General features: G+C 59.5%; 11 protein-coding genes. 3 read left to right on the top strand and 8 right to left on the bottom strand.

Going from position 1 to position 19091, the window contains the following annotated elements:
- Positions 1-107: 107 nt before the first annotated feature.
- The gene (locus tag J3U87_RS26255; RefSeq protein WP_237378754.1) at positions 108-4763 is read left to right on the top strand and encodes a sensor histidine kinase; all 4656 of its coding nucleotides are present in this window, start codon (positions 108-110) and stop codon (positions 4761-4763) included.
- A 409-nt stretch (positions 4764-5172) separates the two neighbouring features.
- Here J3U87_RS26255 and J3U87_RS26250 read toward each other — a convergent pair whose 3' ends face one another.
- The 3 genes from J3U87_RS26250 to J3U87_RS26240 form a co-directional block, all read right to left on the bottom strand.
- Positions 5173-5982 (bottom strand): SDR family NAD(P)-dependent oxidoreductase, encoded by an 810-nt coding sequence (locus J3U87_RS26250; protein WP_237384539.1) that lies wholly within the window; start codon positions 5980-5982, stop codon positions 5173-5175.
- A 72-nt stretch (positions 5983-6054) separates the two neighbouring features.
- Positions 6055-6432 (bottom strand): nuclear transport factor 2 family protein, encoded by a 378-nt coding sequence (locus J3U87_RS26245; RefSeq protein WP_237378753.1) that lies wholly within the window; start codon positions 6430-6432, stop codon positions 6055-6057.
- A 29-nt stretch (positions 6433-6461) separates the two neighbouring features.
- Positions 6462-7307, bottom strand: coding sequence for an enoyl-CoA hydratase/isomerase family protein (locus J3U87_RS26240; RefSeq protein ID WP_237378752.1), 846 nt, complete (start codon positions 7305-7307; stop codon positions 6462-6464).
- Positions 7308-7426: 119 nt separating this feature from the next.
- On the opposite strand from J3U87_RS26240, the gene J3U87_RS26235 reads away from it, so the two are divergent.
- Together J3U87_RS26235 and katG are read left to right on the top strand one after the other, a co-directional pair.
- Positions 7427-8335 (top strand): LysR family transcriptional regulator, encoded by a 909-nt coding sequence (locus J3U87_RS26235; RefSeq protein ID WP_237378751.1) that lies wholly within the window; start codon positions 7427-7429, stop codon positions 8333-8335.
- Between the two features lie 796 nt (positions 8336-9131).
- Positions 9132-11366, top strand: a complete 2235-nt coding sequence (gene katG, locus J3U87_RS26230; protein ID WP_272932422.1) for a catalase/peroxidase HPI — start codon at positions 9132-9134, stop codon at positions 11364-11366.
- Between the two features lie 267 nt (positions 11367-11633).
- Here the strand turns inward: katG and J3U87_RS26225 are convergent, their stop codons facing one another.
- The 5 genes from J3U87_RS26225 to J3U87_RS26205 form a co-directional block, all read right to left on the bottom strand.
- Positions 11634-12986: an ATP-binding protein gene (locus tag J3U87_RS26225; protein ID WP_237378750.1), complete on the bottom strand. Its 1353-nt coding sequence runs from the start codon at positions 12984-12986 to the stop codon at positions 11634-11636.
- Positions 12986-14329 carry a sigma-54-dependent transcriptional regulator gene (locus J3U87_RS26220; protein ID WP_237378749.1) on the bottom strand — a complete coding sequence of 448 codons (1344 nt, stop codon included), beginning with the start codon at positions 14327-14329 and terminating at the stop codon, positions 12986-12988. Before J3U87_RS26220 ends, J3U87_RS26225 begins: the two co-directional genes overlap by 1 nt.
- A gap of 72 nt (positions 14330-14401) precedes the next feature.
- Entirely contained in the window at positions 14402-16813 is a 2412-nt protein-coding gene (locus tag J3U87_RS26215; RefSeq protein WP_237378748.1) for an ABC transporter permease, read from the bottom strand.
- 1 nt (position 16814) lies between these two features.
- Entirely contained in the window at positions 16815-17528 is a 714-nt protein-coding gene (locus J3U87_RS26210) for an ABC transporter ATP-binding protein (protein ID WP_237378747.1), read from the bottom strand.
- Positions 17529-17555: 27 nt separating this feature from the next.
- On the bottom strand, positions 17556-18803 hold the full coding sequence (locus tag J3U87_RS26205; protein WP_237378746.1) for an HlyD family secretion protein: 1248 nt from the start codon (positions 18801-18803) through the stop codon (positions 17556-17558).
- Between the last annotated feature and the right edge of the window lie 288 nt (positions 18804-19091).

Here is a 19091-nt window from a genome sequence, read left to right as displayed (position 1 = left end):
TCATTCTACTACAGATTTCTGTCGGCTCTCGCATCCCGAGCAACGCTCGATCCGGTATAATCGAAGAATTGAACCTCCCTAAAAAACCATTCATTCCGGGAAATGCGGTGACACAAGGACAGTCCCTCCCAACCGGACCCGTGCCTCACGTCGGGGTATCGGCGCGCCCGAGCCAGGGCCGTTTCGCCAGTCGATGGTTTCCGCTGGTGATGGGCGTGTTGTGCTTGCCGGTCGTGGCCCAACCACCGCAGCCCCGGTTCCGGAACTACGCGCAAACCGAGGGTCTGTCCCAATGCAGCATCAACGGGATTCTGCAGGATCGCTACGGTTTCTTGTGGGTGGGCACCCAGGATGGGCTCAATCGATTCGACGGATACGAATTCACGGTGCTGCGTCACCGGCCCAACGATCCCCACAGCCTGACGGACAACTTCATCACCGCATTGGAACCGCGGGCCGATCCCGAGTCGCACCAGATATGGGTCGGCACCTCCAATGGCTTCAACCTCTTCGATTTGGACACCATGCGCTTCACCCGCTACCTGCCCCAACCCGATCGCGAGGACTGGCTTCAGCACCCCTGGGTATGGGATCTCTACGAAGATCCCAAGTGGGGATTGTTCATAGCAACCAGCTCGGGTGGCCTCTATCGACTGGATTTGGAAACCAACCGGTTTCATCGCTATCCCGCCGTCCGCAAACAACCCCACACGGGCAGTTACGCCATGGCGACCGCGATCGTCCCGCTACGCGACGGGCGCTTGGCGGTCTGTTCCGGCCAGGGCATTTCACTGTTCGACCCCGCCTCCACCGAAACGCGCTGGATTCCCGGCGGCCAGGGACCGGGAACGCTGAGCCACCGCTGGGTGTGGCACGGTGTTCAGGATGCGCGCGGCACGCTGTGGCTGGGTACCGAAACGGGCCTGGATCGGTTCGATCCCATTACCGAAACGGTCACGCCGATTCCCTTGTTCGAAAGCCCCTACCCGATTTGGTCGCTGGCCATCAACCGCCTGAACCCCGACGAGTTGTGGGTGGCCACCGAAGGCGGTGGGCTGATCACCTACCACACCGTCACCGGTAAAAAACGGGTCTGGCGCCACAACCGTGCCGATCCTTTCAGCATCGCCCAGGATTCGATCGCCCGACTGCATCAGGACCGCGCTGGATTGCTCTGGATCGGCACCGACGGCAGTGGCCTCAGTTGTTACGATCCACGCCACATCAAATCGTTCAACCTGGTGCGCCACCTGCCGGGCCAACCGCGCAGCCTCAGCAACGATCACGTGTTGTGCTTCGCGCTCGACCGCAGCGAAAACCTGTGGGTCGGCACCGGGGACGGGCTGAACCGCCTGGAGTCCGACACCGGACGATTCCAGCACTTCAACCACGAACCCAAGCGACCCACATCGTTGACGGACGGCGTGATTCGCAGCCTGTACGTGGACGAGCAGGATACGCTTTGGGTGGGCACCGAAAACGGCTTGAACCGTTTCGAGCGGGAGACCGGGACCTTCTCGCGCTTTTCAAGTCGATTGGAAGACCCCGAAACGCTGAGCCATCCACGGGTTTCCGACATGCTCGTCGATGGCGAAGGTCGCTTTTGGATCGCTACCGAAAACGGGCTCAACACCATGGATCGCGAGACCGGGCGATTCACCCGCTACATGACCGGCGATCCGCGATATCCGCAATTCCTGGAAAGCCGCATCTGGCAATTGGCCGAGGATCCCGATCGGGGTCTGTGGCTGGCGACCGACAACGGGCTTTACCGGTTTGCGGTCGATGAGCGCCGGTTCACGGCTTTTTTCCCCGATCCCGATCGGATGGACGCCCTGAGTCACCATCGCGTGACCGTCCTTCATCATGCGCGCGACGGTTCCTTTTGGATCGGCACCTCCGGTGGCCTGAACCGTATGAACACCGAAAGCGGCACCTTTCGCAGCTACACGACGGACGACGGCATGGCGAACGATTTCATCAACGGCATCCTCGAAGACGATCGCGGCCATCTGTGGATCAGCACCAATGGCGGTATCTCGCGGTTCGACCCCGAACATGCCAAGTTCCACCACTTCGACCGCGACGACGGCCTTCAGGGCAACGAATTCAACGTGAGTTCCTTTCTGAGCCATCCCGACGGGTCCTTTTTCTTCGGCGGGCTGAACGGGTACAACCATTTCTTTCCGAATCGAATCGGCGTCGACCAGTACCTGCCTGCCGTGGTCCTGACCGAATTCTTGTTGTTCAATCAACCGGTCATGCCGGCGCCGGATCACGGGTTGTTATCGAAACCGCTGTTGGCGGCCGAGCGATTGGAACTGAACCACCGCCACACGGTCATCGGATTCGAGTTCGCGGCGCTCCACTTCGCGCATCCCAAGCGCCAGCGTTACCGGTACCGGTTGCAGGGGTACGACGTGGACTGGATCGAAACCCGCGCCAACAAACGCTTCGCCACCTATACCGGGTTGCCGGCGGGCGAATATGTCTTTCAGGTCCGCGCCTCCAACGGCGACGGCGTCTGGAACCTGGAGGGCACCGAAATCGAAGTGCACATGGCGCCGGCTCCCTGGCGGACCTGGTGGGCCTATGCGTCCTATGCGGGGTTCGCGGCCTTGCTGACGCTCTCGTTCATCCGGCGCCAGCGGCTGATGCTGGCCCACGAGCGGCGACTCAATCGGCTGAAGGACGATTTTCTGGCCAATACGTCCCACGAGTTCCGCACGCCGCTCAACGGCATCATCGGCTTGGCGGAGTCGCTGATGGACGGGGTCACGGGCGAGCTTCCCAAACAGACGCGCTTCAACCTGGCCTTGATCGTTCACTGCGCGCGCCGCCTCATGGGCCAGGTCAACGACGTGCTGGATTTCGCGAAGCTGAGGCACGAACGTCTGCCGCTGCATTGCAAGCCGCTCAATCTACACACGATCTGTGACCTGGTGCTGCAGCTCTATCAACCCTCCCTTGGCGCCAAGCCGCTCGAACTGCGAAACGAGATCGACCCGGCCCTGCCCCCCGTGTTCGCCGACGAGGATCGCCTTCAACAGATTCTCTTTCACCTGCTCGACAACGCGGTCAAGTTCACCGAGGCCGGCCATATCGCAGTGGGCGCCGAGGTACAGGGCGACAAGATCTCGGTCCGGGTCAGCGACACCGGCGTCGGCATCCCACGCAACAAGCAGGAGCGCCTGTTCCGGTCCTTCGAACAGCTCGAGGCTTCGGTCACCCGCAAGCATCGCGGCTCCGGCTTGGGCCTGGCGCTGACCAAAGCCTTGGTCGAACGCCACGGAGGGACCATTCAGGTGGACTCGGCCATGGGCTGCGGCAGCACCTTCCGGTTCACCCTGCCGCGATCCTCGGAGCCGGCTCAAGCACCGAGCGAGGTCCAGCAACAGATCCTGGGCCGAATCCTGCCCATGGACACCTTGGACGACGAGAGCCAGGGTCCCTCCGTGCCCCAGACCGGTGGTGACTTCAACATCCTGATCGTGGACGACGAAGCGGTCAATCGACGTGTCCTGATCAACCACCTATCCCTGCGCAACTACCACCTGACCGAAGCCGCCGACGGTCAATCGGCCCTGGCCCTGCTCAACCACGAGATCCGATTCGACCTGGTCCTGCTGGACATCATGATGCCCCAGCTTTCCGGATACGAAGTCTGCAAACGCATCCGCCGCCGCTATTCGCCCAACGAACTGCCGATCATCTTCCTCACGGCGCGCAACCGCATTTCGGACCTGGTGGAGGGGTTCGCCTCCGGAGCCAACGACTACCTCACCAAACCCATCTCCAAACACGAGCTGTTGGCGCGGGTCACCATGCACCTGCGGCTCCTGGACGTGCATCGCAATCTGGAGCAGAAGGTCACGGAACGGACCGAGCGCCTGGAAGCCAAAAACCAGGAACTGGCGGCCAAGAACGCCGAGATCGTGCGCACCCAAAACCAGTTGATCATGAAGGAGAAGATGGCATCGATGGGCACCCTGACCGGCGGTCTGGCCCACGAGATCAAGAACCCGCTCAACTTCATCAACAATTTCAGCGATCTCACCCTGGAGCTGCTTCAGGAGATGGACACCTTCCTCAACGAAAACCGCGACCCCATTCCGGAGGAGGTGCTGGATCGGTTCCTGGAGTTGTTGAACGACCTGGATCGCTGCTGCGAGCGAACCCGGTACCACGGTCGCAAGCTGGAGCAGGTCATCGAAAAGATGCTGACCTTGACGGGTGGCAAGAGCGCCGAGCGCCAGGACGTGGAGATCAACCGTTTGGTGGATCAGTACACCGCCCTGGCCTACCACCGCTTCAAGGTCAAGAACGACACCATCCAAATCCATTTCCTTTTGGATCTCGATCCCAACGCGGGCTCGATCGTGGCCGTGCCCCAAAATTTGAGTCGGGCCATCATCAACGTCGTCACGAACGCGGTCGAGGCGATCCTGAGTCGTCCGGAATCGGAATCCCATATCGAAGGCACGATCTGGGTGCGGACCAGCGCCCATTCCGAAGAGGTCACGATCGAGATCGAGGACAACGGACCCGGCCTCGCCGATACGGTCGCCAACCAGGTGTTCACGCCCTTTTTCACGACCAAGCCCACGGGCGGCGAGCACCTGGGCCTCGGATTGACCCTGACCTACGACGTGGTGGTCCAGGAACACGCGGGCCGCATGTCGCTGGCGCGAGGCAGCGAGGGCGGCTGCCTGGTGGTGATGACGCTGCCCCGCGGCAAGGTCGAAGAAGCGTCACCAAAGTGACTCCGGTTCCAGCCTGAAACCTGGTGATTCTCGGGTAGTGGCAGATCCGATGCGAATGCCGGTGTGCCACTCACCTTTCGTTGGGGCCCGTGGAGGGTACTTGTCCGAAATTCTCGAAACCCCCGAGAAAAATATCGGGAACCCATGAAGTACGGAATCCAGGAAGGAGGCCGGAGAGATGGTACCTTGTCCTCGCGGGGCCTCGCGTTCGCACGGTCGACCCTGCCGATTTCCTGGTTTCGGTGGTTCCTGGGTTTCTGATGAATCGTTCGGAGAAAGATATCTTTACGGCATGTAGGGCAATGATTCCCGAAAAATCCAAGTGCGCCGATGATCAAGTATGGAAATTGTCTTTCAAAACCGGTGTTCATGTGACCGAACACCGGCCCTTCAAAAGATCTGCTTCCGCTTATGATTTTTTCTCAGCCAAAATCCGTTCGATCACCCGCACGACTTCTTGCGATTTCCGCGAGTCGAGCGCATCGGGATGAGGTGGTGCGAAGACCCCTTTGTCGTTGTCGAAGTACTGTCCGGAAGCTGCAGCGAACGAATCGTCAAGCGCCGCCTTGCAGAGAATGTCGCCGCCGATGCGGATGTCGCCGCCGGCCACACCGAAGGCCTGCTGTACCATCTTGCTGCCAAGCATGGACCCGGGATTCACTGCAATGATGGCCGGACCGCCATCCGCCAGGTATTCGGCCATCTCGCGAGACCACATCGTCAGGGCCAGTTTGCTTTGGGCATAGGCCGCGCCGGTGGACAGGCGCGTTTTGCCGGCAAGTGCGTCGGGGTCGACGGGCGACTGCGCGGCCGAAGACAGATTGACCACGCGCCCGGATCTGTCGAGCAACGGCAAGAGCCGCTGGGTCAACAGATAGGGAGCGATGGTATTGACCGCGAACCGCACGTCGAGCCCGTCATCCGTGATGGGAACGGGTGCGTTGTAGACGCCCGCGTTGTTGATCAGTACGTCGAGTTTTGGGTGCGTTTCCGCCACCGCCTTCGCGAGGGCCTCGACCTCGTCCAGGCGCGAGAGATCGGCGGCATAGCTTTCGACGCGCCCATTGCCTGGCCGTGCAGCGAGCGTTTGTTCAGCCTTTTCCAATTTGGCACGATTGCGCCCGTGCAGCAGGAGATGATGGCCCATGGGAGCCAGCATCTTGGCTGTTTCCAAACCGATGCCATCCGTCGAACCGGTGATGAGTATCGTTTGCGGCATGTGCGTCACTCCTATCTTTCGCGAATTTCGGCAGAAGGTTGGCGGCCAGAGGTACGGGGACACCCGACCATTTCAGCCGTCAATGAATACCCGCTTGACGTGATGCGTATCCATGTATTCTCGAAGCGAGGTGATTTTTCCTTCCGAGAGTGTAACCAGAAAGTGGTACAGGTTGTTGTAGATCGTTCCGTCTGCCATTTCCCCATAGGATTCCATTTCCAGGGCGACCCTGTCCCCTTCCGCCGTCCACCCCGTGGGCGTCAGCCTCATCCCGTTCGGGATTGCGTCCTTCACCACGCCCATCAGATCGGCGATCCCGTTTCTGTCCATTTCGCCCGACATCGGCAGACCGCCTTCCCGGCCCATCACCCTCCAGACGACGGCATCGTGGAGGAGTCCGAGCGCACCGGGAACATCGCCGGCCGAGAAACGTTCGAAAAATTCGCGCACCGTTTGCTTGTTCTGTTCGAGGTTCCCCATTACTGAATCTCCTGAATGCCCAGCAGCACCTCGTTCCAGCCGCGCTGATTGTTCATGTCGAACTGGGCGCCGTTGTCGTTCGCGTATTGGAACCGCTTCTGCGCCGGAGTTTGGCTCATGGACTGGTAGAGCCAGTAGGCCTCTTCCATCAGGGCGTCCGCAATGGTCATATCGGTGGAGGCATGGACGGCCTGTTTACAGGCATGGATGGAGGCCGCCGGCCAGTGCGCGATTCGGTTGGCCAGCGCTTCCACATGGGGGCCGATGTCTTCTGGGTCGAGTGCCTTGTTGATGGTGCCGTAAGCCTCGGCCTTGTCCGCGTCGAAGTCTTCGGCGCTCAGGATGATTTCCAGGGCGCGACCCAGGCCTACTTGACGCGCCATGCGCGAAGCGCCACCGCCGCAGGGAAGGATGCCCATCGCGACTTCCATTTGCATGAACTTGGCCTTGCCGCGAGCCGCGAAGCGCATATCGCAAGCCAAGGCAAATTCGTGACCGCCGCCGCGTGCGAAACCCTCGATTTTGGCGATGGTCGCCTGGGGCAGCTTGCTGATGCGCTCCAGTGTGGTTTGGAGGTCGAGCAATTCGACCGCGTCGCGAGAAACCGCGGTCGTGGACATGTCCTTGAGGAAATCCGTGTCGGCATGGGCCACGAAAATCTCGGGATGGGCGGATTGGAAGACGACGACCTTGATGTCGCGATCCAGTTCCAGTGCTTCCGCCAGCCTGTTCAGATCGGCCAACATGGGCAAACCCTGAATGTTGACGGGTGGGTAGTCGAACGTGACCCAGGCAACGGCGTTTTCGATGTTAACGCGAAAGGTAGTGAACTGATCGTAACTCATATGGCATCTCCTAAACGAAACTGGTAGCTCCAAAATGCGATGAGGAAACGATATCATCTTGAAAAATTATATAAACAACCTATTATTTAATTCATAATTCGGAAAATGGATATAATCATATGGATACAGAAAGCGTACAGCTCTTCGTTTTGGCCGCGGAGAAGCGGAACATCAGCGCTGCCGGCCGGGAGCTCGGCCTGGCGCCGGCCGTGGCCAGCGCCAGGCTGGCCAAACTGGAAAACGCACTCGGGGCGGATTTGCTGCACCGCTCTACCAGAAAAGTGACCCTATCCCTGGAGGGGGCCGAGTTCCTGCCCTACGCCAAGGAGATTTTGGCCCAGGAAAGTGCGGCCCGTGCGGCATTGGGGCAGGGACACTCGACCGTGACAGGCACCTTGCGATTCACCGCACCCAGCACCTTCGCCCAGCTCTACATCGCCCCTCTCCTACCCGAGTTCCTCGAGTTGCATCCCGGTATCAAGCTCGACCTGCGGCTATCGGACATGCAATTCAATTTGATCGAGGGCAGTTTCGACTTGGCCCTGCGCAATTCGGTGCTGGCGGCCACCAGCCTCAAGAGCCGCAAACTGGCCGACGACGAGCGCGTCCTGTGCGCCGCCCCGGATTACTTGGAACGAAGTGGAACGCCCCGGCACCCGGACGACCTCAGCGAGCATCAACTGATCGCCTTCAAGGACCAGTCTCCGAAAGAGTTGATGGGTCCTGGCGGAGCATCGGGTCAATTCGACCCACGCCAGGCGGGATGCCGATTGGTCGTCGACGACGGGCTGAGCCAAAAGCTGGTAACCGTCGCGGGGGCGGGTATTTCCGTCAATTCACTCTGGAGCGTGCACCGCGAACTCGCCACCGGTTCGCTGGTCCGCGTTCTGCCGGAGTACGTGGTCAACGACCATTCCGTGCTCTGGCTCGTCTACCCGAAGTCGAACGTCCTGACCACAAAAGTGAGGGTCTTCATGGACTTTCTCTTGGACAAGATCGGCAAGTCCCCGACCTGGGTGCAGCGCTGATTGGCCGTCGAGCCCGAGACGACAAAAACCTGCTCTCGACCGCCAAGCACGTCGATATCGCGCGCGCTAAAACCGAAGTCGATCGGTCATCGATGTCGTCATCAATGCGATCGAAGCGACGTAGCCTCGTTCGGGAGGCGGAGTCCCCTACCCAAGGCCCGTTCCGGGTGCGCATCGACGCTCAACCCAAAGAGGGCCACAATCGAGATCTTCGTCAAGGCCCGCGAAATATCGGTGGGCATTCACCGATATTTGGGTGTTTCATTATTTTTCGTGGTTGCCACCACGCACATTTTTGATCTAACACGCTGAAATAAAAATATTTAATTGTTCGGCATCAAGGTCGCATTACCCAGGGCACCTACTGGTGGAGGTGAACATGCGGTCCTTGGCGACCTCGAACGAGCGAAAGGCCGGCGCTGCCCCTCGGGTTCGATCTGTTTCGAAGCCAAAGAAAGCGCCATGTCCGATGCTTGTGAACGCCGGCAACATCCCATCGATCGCAAATGGCTTCGCGGCACCCGCACATCGGCTGTCACGCAATGATCCCACGGAGCTTTCTTTGCCGGATCGAGAAATCGAAAAAAGCGGGTCTTCGCGACCACCGTTTGGTGTCCCCGTTCGCGAAAGAACCCTCCCTACTGCCGGCCCCCACGCGACCCCGAGAGCGAGCACCGCAGTCGCCTCGCCAACCGTTCGCCAAGCGGCCTCCCCCCAAAAATCACCCATTCGAATCAATGACAACCTTTGGGTCAACCGTAACCGACAGAAAACCAAAACGAACAGGAGATTTTCCATGCTGAAGAGAAGGAACTTGTTACCAATGTCCTTGATCGCGTCTTTGTTGGTCGTCTCGCTCACGCCCCTGACCGCGGGTGGGCCTACGGCGCAAAAAGGCGAAGCCAAGTCCAACCAATTCTGGTGGCCCGAGCAATTGAACCTCGCGCCGTTGCGTGCCCACGATCCCGCGTCCAATCCATATGGCGAGAAATTCGACTACGCCGCCGCGTTCAAGACGCTTGACTTGAAGGCGGTGAAAAAGGACATCAACGCCATCCTGACCGAGTCGCAAGCATGGTGGCCGGCCGATTATGGCAACTACGGGCCGTTCTTCATTCGCATGGCGTGGCACAGCGCGGGTACCTACCGGACGGCCGACGGTCGCGGTGGCGCCGCCGGCGGCCAAATGCGGTTCGACCCCCTCAACAGTTGGCCGGACAATGCCAACCTGGACAAGGCCCGCCGGTTGCTCTGGCCGGTCAAGCAGAAATACGGTCGCAATCTTTCGTGGGCGGACCTGATTGTGTTGACGGGCAACGTGGCCATGGAAAACATGGGCTTCAAAACGCTCGGCTTTGCCGGAGGCCGCGAAGACGACTGGGAGCCGGATCTGGTCTATTGGGGACCGGAAGCCAAATTTGAAGGTGACAAGCGCCATAGCGGCAATCGGAAGTTGGACCGCCCGTTGGCCGCGACCCAAATGGGTCTGATCTACGTCAATCCCCAAGGCCCCAACGGCAATCCCGATCCGCTTGCGGCCGCTCACGACATTCGCGTGACCTTCGGTCGCATGGGCATGAACGACGAAGAAACGGTCGCGCTGATCGCCGGCGGCCACACCTTCGGAAAAGCTCACGGCGCCCACAAAGCCAAACATGTCGGCGCCGAACCCGCGGCCGCCCCCACCGAGGAACAAGGCTTCGGTTGGAAGAACACCGCCGGCAAAGGCAAGGCCGAGGACACCTTTACCAGTGGCCTGGAGGGCGCATGGACTTCCGCACCGGCCCGCTGGACACACATGTTCCTGACGAACCTGTACGCATTCGAGTGGAAGCAAACCAGGAGCCCTGCGGGTGCGATCCAATGGGTGCCCACCGATGAGTCCATCAAAAACGTTCCCGATGCGCATGTCCAAGGAAAATTCCACGCGCCGATCATGCTCACGACCGACCTTTCGCTGAGATTCGACCCCAGTTACCAGAAAATCTCCAAGCGTTTCCTCGACAATCCCCAGGAATTCGAGAAGGCCTTCGCCAGGGCCTGGTTCAAACTGACCCACCGCGATATGGGTCCGCGAGCGCGCTATCTCGGTTCCGAAGTGCCAAGAGAGGAAATGGCCTGGCAAGACCCGGTTCCCAAACAGAACCACAAGCTGATCAATGCAAAAGAGGTGGAAAAACTCAAAGCCAGGATCCTCGATTCGGGTTTGACCGTACCCGAGCTCGTCAGAACGGCCTGGGCATCCGCATCCAGCTTCCGCGGCAGTGACATGCGCGGTGGCGCCAATGGCGCACGCGTTCGCTTGGCGCCCCAAAAAGACTGGGAGGCCAACAGCCCGCAAGAACTGGCCAAGGTTCTGGACAAATTGGAAAAAATCCAAACGAGCTTCCAGAAATCGCTTTCCAGGGGGAAGAAGGTCTCCCTGGCGGATGTGATCGTCCTGGGCGGCGCCGCGGCCATCGAGAAGGCCGCCAAGGACGGCGGATACAAAAACGTCAAGGTACCCTTCACTCCTGGTCGAATGGACGCATCCCAAAAACAGACGAACGTCGCCTCCTTCAATGAACTCGAGCAGAAGGCGGACGGTTTCCGCAACTTCTTCGCTGCCGGCAATTACCGCTCTCCGGCGGAGATGCTCGTCGACAAGGCCAACCTCCTGAACCTCACGGTACCCGAGATGACCGTTCTGGTGGGCGGCATGCGGGCGCTGAACGCCAATACCGACCAATCGCGGCACGGTGTCTTCACCGACCGGCCAGGAACCCTGAGTAACGATTTCTTCGTGAACCTGCTGGACATGTCCACCAAGTGGAAAAAGTCGGCCTCTTCCGAGGGAGTTTACGAGGGTTACGATCGGGCCACGAACAAGCTCAAATGGACGGCCACCCCGGTCGATCTCATCTTCGGTTCCAATTCGGAACTGCGCGCGGTGACCGAGGTCTACGCGTTCGAGGACTCGAGAGAGAAGTTTGCGCGGGACTTCGTGGCGGCCTGGACCAAGGTCATGAATTCGGACCGCTTCGACCTCTGAGGCGATCGAACCCGTAACTGTACTCGCGTGTCGCGGTAGGCCATGCCTCCGCGACACGCTTCGTCGACGTGACCCTTCGAATTTCCGGGCAGTGCCCATCCGACATCAGCGGTTTTTTGAAGCAATGCCTCGAAACCGACAGGTTCTCCATACAAACGGGTATCAACGCGAACCGGGCCAGCGGTTTGATCCGTGGACGGACTTTTTGGCCAAAGACGAACCAGAAAGCGGTGGTTTCTCGAAAGTCGCCGCCCCGACAATCGGAATTCAGGCTTCATCATGCGACTCGAGACTTCGGCTTTTTGTGTTTCTCGGCAGGGTGATGCTCGCGATGCAGCCCTTGGCGTTTTCACGGTTTTTCAGTTCAAGCGTGCCGCCGTGGGCTTCGATGATTTCTCGACTCAAGAGTAGTCCGATGCCCGCGCCTTTGGGTTTGGTGGTGTAAAAAGGTGTGAAGAGGTTGTCCGGGTTTTGGATGCCCTCCCCTTCGTCGATGATCTGGACGGTTGCGGTTTCACGGTTGCCCGTCAGCCGGATCTCCACCCGACCCTCCCTTAGGGTCGTCGCCTCCACGGCGTTTTTGAGAAGGTTGAGGCCCGCTTGCATGAGTTGGCCCTCGTCGGCTTTGGTTTCCAAGGTTTCCGGGGCTTGGATGTCGATTTCTACGTCGGGGAAGAGCTTTACCAATCGGCGGATCAGGCTCGGCAAGTCCAACGAACACATTTCTGGTGGGGGAAGTTTGGCCAGGCGGGTGTAGCCGTTGAGAAAGCGGGATAGATCCGCCGATTGGTTGATGATTTCGGATAAACCGCTCAACAAGTCTTCGTTTGGCAGGGGTTCACCCCGGGGATGGGCCGCCCAGCCGTGGAGTGTGTCCGCCGTGGAGTGGATGGCGGCCAAGCCGTTGTTCAATTCGTGTCCCAATACCCGAATCAACTTTTTCCAGGCTCGGCGTTCCTCTTCGCGCAGGACCGCGCTGAGGTTTCCCACCATCAGCAAGGTGTACACCAGGCCCTTCTCTTTAAAACGTCGACACGATATTTCCCAGCGCCCGGTCTCACCGGCGAAATCATGGGTGACCAGCCGCCGGCCTTCCTCCTTCAAAAATTCGGTCAGGCCGAGCGCGCCCGCCGATTTACCTTCGAGGACAGACTTATTTTGGCCGAACATTCGTTGCGCCGCCGGATTCGTCCTTTGAATGATGCGGTGTTGATCGAAGACAATCACCGCGGCGTCGATCTCGCGAATCACCCTGTCCAGCAACAACAAGGCACCCTGCTCACCCAAACGCTGCTCTTTCAAAATCGCGGTCAGGCCGTTGATTTCGGCCAAGACCGCGTCAAAGGGACTTCCCGGAGATCGGATCCTGCCATAAATGGCGTATTCGCCTTCTCGGAGCGATCCCAGAAGGTTGATCAAGGTTCCGAACGCATGGCGGACCTTGTAAATCACCACGAGGGCGGTTACCAGGCATGCCGCCGCCAGGCCGCCGAGTAGCGGCCAAAAGACGGGTGAGCGCGAGTGATGGCTGACGTATTCGAAAGCGAGCGCAGCCCCAGCGATTCCACCGGGCAACAAGCACAGGCCGGCCAACTGGAATTCCAATCCCGGCCTGCGCATCAGGCGCTGCCTTTGCCGAGCCCGTGCTTTTCCATGCGTCGGTAGATTGCGCTTTTGCTGACACCTAATGCCTCGGCGGCTCTAACCGCGTTACCGCCGAACCGGTCCAGGGTGGTTTGGATGAGATACTTCTCCGCTTCGGCGAGCGTCATGCCGTCCAGCCCTGGCCGTCTTAAAGCCGTTTGCAGCGCGAGATCGCCGGCCTCGATCACCGGCCCCGCAGCCACGAGAACGGCGCGCTCGATCACATGTCTGAGTTCGCGTACGTTCCCCGGCCAGTCGTAGGCCTGGAGTTGGCTCATCGCCCCGCGCGCGAAACCTTGAAACCGGCGGTTATAGCGGGTTGCCAGTTCCTTCAGGAAGTGCTCGGCCAGGACGAGAACATCGTCGCCGCGGTCACGCAAGGGCGGTAAATGAACCTCGATGGTGTTCAATCGAAACAAAAGGTCCTGGCGGAAACGGCCCGCGGCGATCAGTTCCGGGAAATCCGCGTTGGTCGCGGAGATCAGGCGTACGTCGGCGCGGTGTGTGCGTGAGGAACCCACGGGCTCGAATTCGCCGGTCTCCAGCACTCGGAGCAGCTTGGGTTGTTGGGAGATGGGAATCGTAGCGATCTCGTCCAGAAAAAGCGTCCCCCCCTCGGCGATCTCGAACCTGCCCGGTCTACTTTCCAGAGCGCCGGTAAACGCGCCCTTGATATGACCGAACATTTCGCTTTCGAACAGACTCTCGGGAATGGCGCCCATATTGACGGAAATCAGCGGCGCCGCGCCGCGGGGCGAGCGGCGGTGCACCCGGCGCGCGACCATCCCCTTGCCCGTGCCGTTCTCACCGGTGATGAGAATGTTGGCATCGGTGGGCGCGACCTTGTCCAGCAGGGACATGACCTTCTTGAAACCGGGATCCTCGGACAACAGCGGTTCGTCGGTCCCGCCGAGCAAGCGGGCGGTCGCCTGAAGACCGCGGTTCCGCGAGCGGGTCCGGGACAACTCGAGTTGCGTGTTCACGATCTGGAGCAAGCGGTCGTTGCTCCAGGGCTTTTCGATAAAATCGGCGGCACCGCGGCGAGTTGCCTCCACCGCCAACGAGATTTGCGCCCAGGCCGTCATCACCAACACGGGCATTTCCGGATCCAGGGTGCGGATCGCCGACAAAAGGTTCAAGCCCTCTTCCCCACTGGTGGTGTCCCGGGTAAAGTTGAGATCGATCAATGCCAAATCAAAGGTTTCGTTCCTGCACAAATCAAGAGCCGCAGTGGGATCGGTCGCAGAGCGACAGCCAAAACCCTCGCGTTTGAACAGCAGTCCCAAAGCGCGAAGGACCTTGGCATGGTCGTCGACCACAAGAAGCCTCGGCCGGCGGGAATCAGACACGGCCGCGCCTTTTCATGATCGTCCTGTGTCGACAAGCGAGCATCATTGATTCCTCAACAGGATCGCGGGATTGATGCGACTCGCCGAAAAGGCGGGCAAAAAGGCGGCCGCGAAGATTATCAGGAAGAGAATCAGTGGAACGCCGGAAAATACCATCGCATCCAGGGTCTCGACGCCGTATAACATCTCCGCCAAATATCTTACACTAAGAACGGCGGCCAACAAGCCCGCAGGGATTCCCACGATCCCGATTTTCAGGGCATCGGCCAGCTCTTCGCCGATGATCCGCTGATCAGGAGCCCCCAGAGCGATGCAGATCCCTATTTCCCGGCGACGTTGCCGAACGTTATAGACCATCATGGCGTAATTACCGATCGCGGCCAAGACGAGGGCGAGCAAGCCGAAGATGGCAAACAGGTTCGTAGCCAAGCGTTTGCGCCACAAGCCTTTGGCTATGAAATCACCGTAGGGCCGAAAATCGAAGATGGACTGTTCCGGATCGATGTCGTGCATCCGTGCTTTCGCCAATTTTTCAATGGCCGCCGTCCCCAAGCGCGATTTGATGAATACCATGTAGTTGCTTTGCCGCGATTGCAGTTGGTGGAGGTAGACGGTGAGATCTTGGACCGAATACGCGGAATGCCGCACATTCTCCACCACCCCGACCACCGTACGCCAGGGCGTTTGGCTGTCGGGATGGGAGAGCTTCAAGCGTTTCCCCAATGGATTTTCGCCCGGCCACATTCGGTTTGCGAAATCGCGGCTGACAATCGCGGTTGGCGGGGCGTCGATCAAATCGGTCTTGTCGAAGTTGCGGCCGCGATGCAATGGGATCCCGAGGGTTCGAAAATAATCGATGGAAACGGTTTCCAATTGAACGGCGGGGTTTTCGCCATGTGCTGCCAGATCTTGGCCTTCGATGGTGAACACGACGGGGTTCTCCAGAACGAAAGGGGGTCTCGTGTTCATGGCGATGCTTTCGACCTCGGGAATTGCCGACAATTCCTCCACTAGCCGGTTGAAGAGCATGTGCTTTTTTTCCACTTTCCCATAAGTCCCCCAAGACGGGAAAATACTGAAAGTGGTCACGTTCTCGTAGTCAAAACCCAGGGGAACGTCCAGCATGCGTTTGAAGCTTTTCACCATCAGGCCGGAGGCGATCAGGAGCAGCGTGGCGAGCATGACTTCTGCGCCCACGATCATTTGGCCCAAACCCGCCCGGCGTTGGTTCACAAGTGAATTGGAACTGTCCTTGAGGTGCTCGGCCAACCGGTCTTCCCGGGTGCTGAAATAACCTGCCGCCGCGGAGGTCAACGCCGTAAGCAACGTGATCACCAGCGAATAGGTCAACACTTCGCCGTCAACTCGAATTTTCATCCAAAACGGAAGGTCGGCCCGAATGATGTCGATCAAAAAGTCGACGCCGTGTATTGCCAGTTGCAATCCGATCAGGCCACCGACGAGCGCCAACAGCAGGCCCTCCCATAATTGTTCGCGAATCAACTGCATGCGGGTGGCGCCGAGCGCGGCACGAATCGCCATTTCGCCGGCGCGCTCGTTGTTCCGGATCAGCAGCAGGCCACAGACATTGGCGCACGCCAGCAGCAACACCAGGGATACTCCCGCGCTAAGCAGCACCAGGTAGGGTTTGACTTCGCCCGTGAACAACTGCTTGAGGGGTATGGCTTCCACTTCCAGGCTTGCATGGGAGTCCGGCCACCGTTGGGTTAGGCGCTCACCCCATGCCGCCAGCATTTGCGCCGCATCCTCGGGCCGCACGCCGGGTTTGAGACGGGCCACCGCAAACGTGTTGAACCGGTGGCGGGATTCGAAATCCATATCGACGAAGGCCATGGAGCGGTAGAGTTCGATTTGGCCGGGAAAGTCGATCCGCGGATCCAGCACCCCGTACACGTGGTAGCCGTGAAAAGCGTCCAGGGTGAGTTTGGTCCCGACCACCGCGGGATCGCCGCCGTAACGTCGCATAAACAGCTCGTGGCTCAGGACCACGCTGTGGTTTCTGAAGCGGTCGTTCGCCTCTTCCCAGGTCCCGCCGTGAAGCAGCGGAATCCCCAAAACGCGAAAGAGTTCGTGGGTGCAAAGCATGGCCCGGACCTCTTCGGGCGGACGACCGTCGTTGCTGATGTTATAACCGCCGGTGGGGTCGAAGAATCGGGCGACATCCTCGAAGATGTCGAACTCTTTCCGCAACAATTCGAAATCCGAAAGATTGAGACCGCTCCGTTCGCCGCCGCGCTTGGCCTGAATCAACATGAGCCGGTCGGGTTCGGGAAAGGGCAACGGCTCGAGTAGGATCCCATTGAGAAAACTGAAGATGACGGTATTGACGCCGATCCCCAAGGCAAGCGTCGTCAATATCACCAGGGAGAGGATCGGCTTCGCGATCAGGGCACGAAAAGCGATCCGAAATTCCATCCACAATCGTTCCAACATGCTAGGCACCTCTTGCCGCGGTTGCGGTGATTTCATCCGCCACGACGCGACCGTCGAGCAAGGCGATTCGACGTTGGGCGTAGGCCACGAAATCCGGATTGTGGGTCACCATACAAATCGTGGCGCCTTCCCGGTGCAAGTCGCAGAGCAGCTCCATGATCATGACGCTGTTCTTCGAATCCAGGTTACCGGTGGGTTCGTCGGCCAGCAGAATGGCGGGATCTCCCGCGAGCGCCCGCGCGACGGCGACGCGTTGTTGTTGCCCGCCGGAAAGTTGGGAGGGACGATGATCGCGTCGGTGCGCCATTCCCACCTTCTCGAGCGCATCGTCTACACGGCGCCCGCGTTCGTCTCGTGAGAGCTTTCGATACATCAGTGGAAGCGCGACGTTTTCGCTTACGGACATGCTGCCGATGAGGTTGAAGGCCTGAAATATGAACCCGATCTCCCGGTTGCGGAAGTGCGCGCGTTCGTTGCGGCGCAACCGTGCCACGGACTTGCCGGCGAGCGTGAAATCGCCACGTGTGGGCGTGTCGAGTAGGCCGAGGATGGAGAGCAGGGAGCTTTTTCCGCAGCCCGAGGGACCGGTGACGGTCACGAATTCCCCACGGCGAATGGTCAGGTTGACGTCGCAGAGCGCATGGGTTTCCAGCTCGGCGGTGTAGTACACCTTTTCGAGGTTTTCCAATTGTATCAGCGCATTTGGATCGGTCATCAGTTCTTCCTTGGTCTGGATGGGCGTTCATCGCAGTCGTAATTGGTTGGCCTCGGGCCATTTAGAGGTGTCGGAAAGGATGACGCGATCGTGTTCCGACAGGCCTGCCTTGATTTCGATGGTCCGCACCGAGGCGGCGCCGAAAGTAACCGTTACCCGTTCGGCGGTATTTCCGTGATCGGCGAGACGAAACATGTTGGTTTGGGAGAACGGTGCCCCGAAGGCCGGTCGCGACACATGGAGCACGGATTCCAACCGTTCGAGTTCGATGACGCCGTCCACCGTAAGATCCAGCCTGGCCTCTGCAGGCAAGGATTCCGGCAAAGCGACGTCCACGCGCACCGCGCCGTTTCGGGCGACGGGGTCGATGCGTTCGACCCGTCCCCGGATGACCGCGCCTCGCGTATCGATCCGTACAGGCTGCCCCACGACAATTTCCCGAACACGCGTTTCGGGAATTGACAACTCAGCCCGGAGATCGTCCGGCTTGGCAATCAGGGCCAGCAGATCACCGGCGGAAACCTGGCGTCCGCTCTCCCAGGGCAGTTGTTGCAGCAAACCGGTCGTGCCCGCCCTGACGGTGAGCGCTTCGCATTCCTCGTAGCGAAGTTCGACGACTTGCTCGAGGCGCTGTAGATTGGTGCGCGCTGCGGCGCGTTCCGCGGCGATTAGGGTCGTGAGTTGATCGGCCCGGGTTCGTTCGAGGTTCAACTTGGTTTCGGCGATTTCCAACTTGATACGCGCCCGCTTGGCGACGATTTCAGAGACCACACCCTCCCGATGCAGGTGGGTTTGCGCCTCGGAATCGAGACGGGCCTCCCTCGCGGCCTGTTCCGCCAGCGATATTTCAGTACTTTGTTGGACGCGTTCCCGTTCCAATCGTGCTTCAAGTGATTGAAAATCCGAACGTGCCGATTGCAAGGCCAGTTGCGCCTCGCGGTGGGCCTGTTCCAAGTGTGGGTTGGTCAGTGTCAGCAGCAACGTATCGGGTTCGACGGGAACACCGGGCCGCAGAAAGACTCGATGCACGCGACCGGCCGATAGTGCGGTAACCCACAGGGGATTACGGGCTTGAAGTGAACCGGTCCCCCGAATTTCGCGAATGACCAGGCCCCGCTTCACGGTATCCGTCCAGATGTTTTCCCGCTCCAACAGCGGTGATTCGGGTCGTTGAAATGCTTGAAGCGTGACGATTAGCGCCGACAAACCAAGCCCCGCGAACAGCCAGTACTTAAGCCGCGTTCGCCGCCCGGATTCACCACGGGGAATGTCCATCAAATTCGCCTCGCACAGAAAATATGTCGCGCGTGGCGGCTAAGATGCCCGCCTCCGACGGGAGCCCTTAAAAAGCAAATGTGGCGCCAATCCTAAAAGTCGACTCAAGCATCTGTAAAATATATGCTTGTGAGTTTTTCTGGGATCTAATCGTGTAGCAACAGGTTGCGCTTTCGGGAACGGAAGTTGCGAAATCGGGAACCGAGAAACGTGCCGAGATCGAACCCGGAGGTTCTTCCAGGAGACCTGACGTGTTGAATTGCATCGAAAGGCCTGCGAGCCTCAGCC

The organism is Sulfidibacter corallicola (assembly GCF_017498545.1).
Classification (GTDB): Bacteria; Acidobacteriota; Holophagae; order Acanthopleuribacterales; family Acanthopleuribacteraceae; genus Sulfidibacter; species Sulfidibacter corallicola.
This window is presented reverse-complemented; position numbering and strand designations above follow the sequence as displayed.

Excerpts from the sequence above, each read along its gene's own strand:
- J3U87_RS26250 (WP_237384539.1), bottom strand. The coding sequence starts at position 5,982 with ATGCCGCAAACGATACTCATCACCGGTTCGACGGATGGCATCGGTTTG.
- J3U87_RS26240 (WP_237378752.1), bottom strand. The coding sequence starts at position 7,307 with ATGAGTTACGATCAGTTCACTACCTTTCGCGTTAACATCGAAAACGCC.
- J3U87_RS26235 (WP_237378751.1), top strand. The coding sequence starts at position 7,427 with ATGGATACAGAAAGCGTACAGCTCTTCGTTTTGGCCGCGGAGAAGCGG.
- katG (WP_272932422.1), top strand. The coding sequence starts at position 9,132 with ATGCTGAAGAGAAGGAACTTGTTACCAATGTCCTTGATCGCGTCTTTG.
- J3U87_RS26225 (WP_237378750.1), bottom strand. The coding sequence starts at position 12,986 with ATGCGCAGGCCGGGATTGGAATTCCAGTTGGCCGGCCTGTGCTTGTTG.
- J3U87_RS26215 (WP_237378748.1), bottom strand. The coding sequence starts at position 16,813 with ATGTTGGAACGATTGTGGATGGAATTTCGGATCGCTTTTCGTGCCCTG.
- J3U87_RS26210 (WP_237378747.1), bottom strand. The coding sequence starts at position 17,528 with ATGACCGATCCAAATGCGCTGATACAATTGGAAAACCTCGAAAAGGTG.
- J3U87_RS26205 (WP_237378746.1), bottom strand. The coding sequence starts at position 18,803 with ATGGACATTCCCCGTGGTGAATCCGGGCGGCGAACGCGGCTTAAGTAC.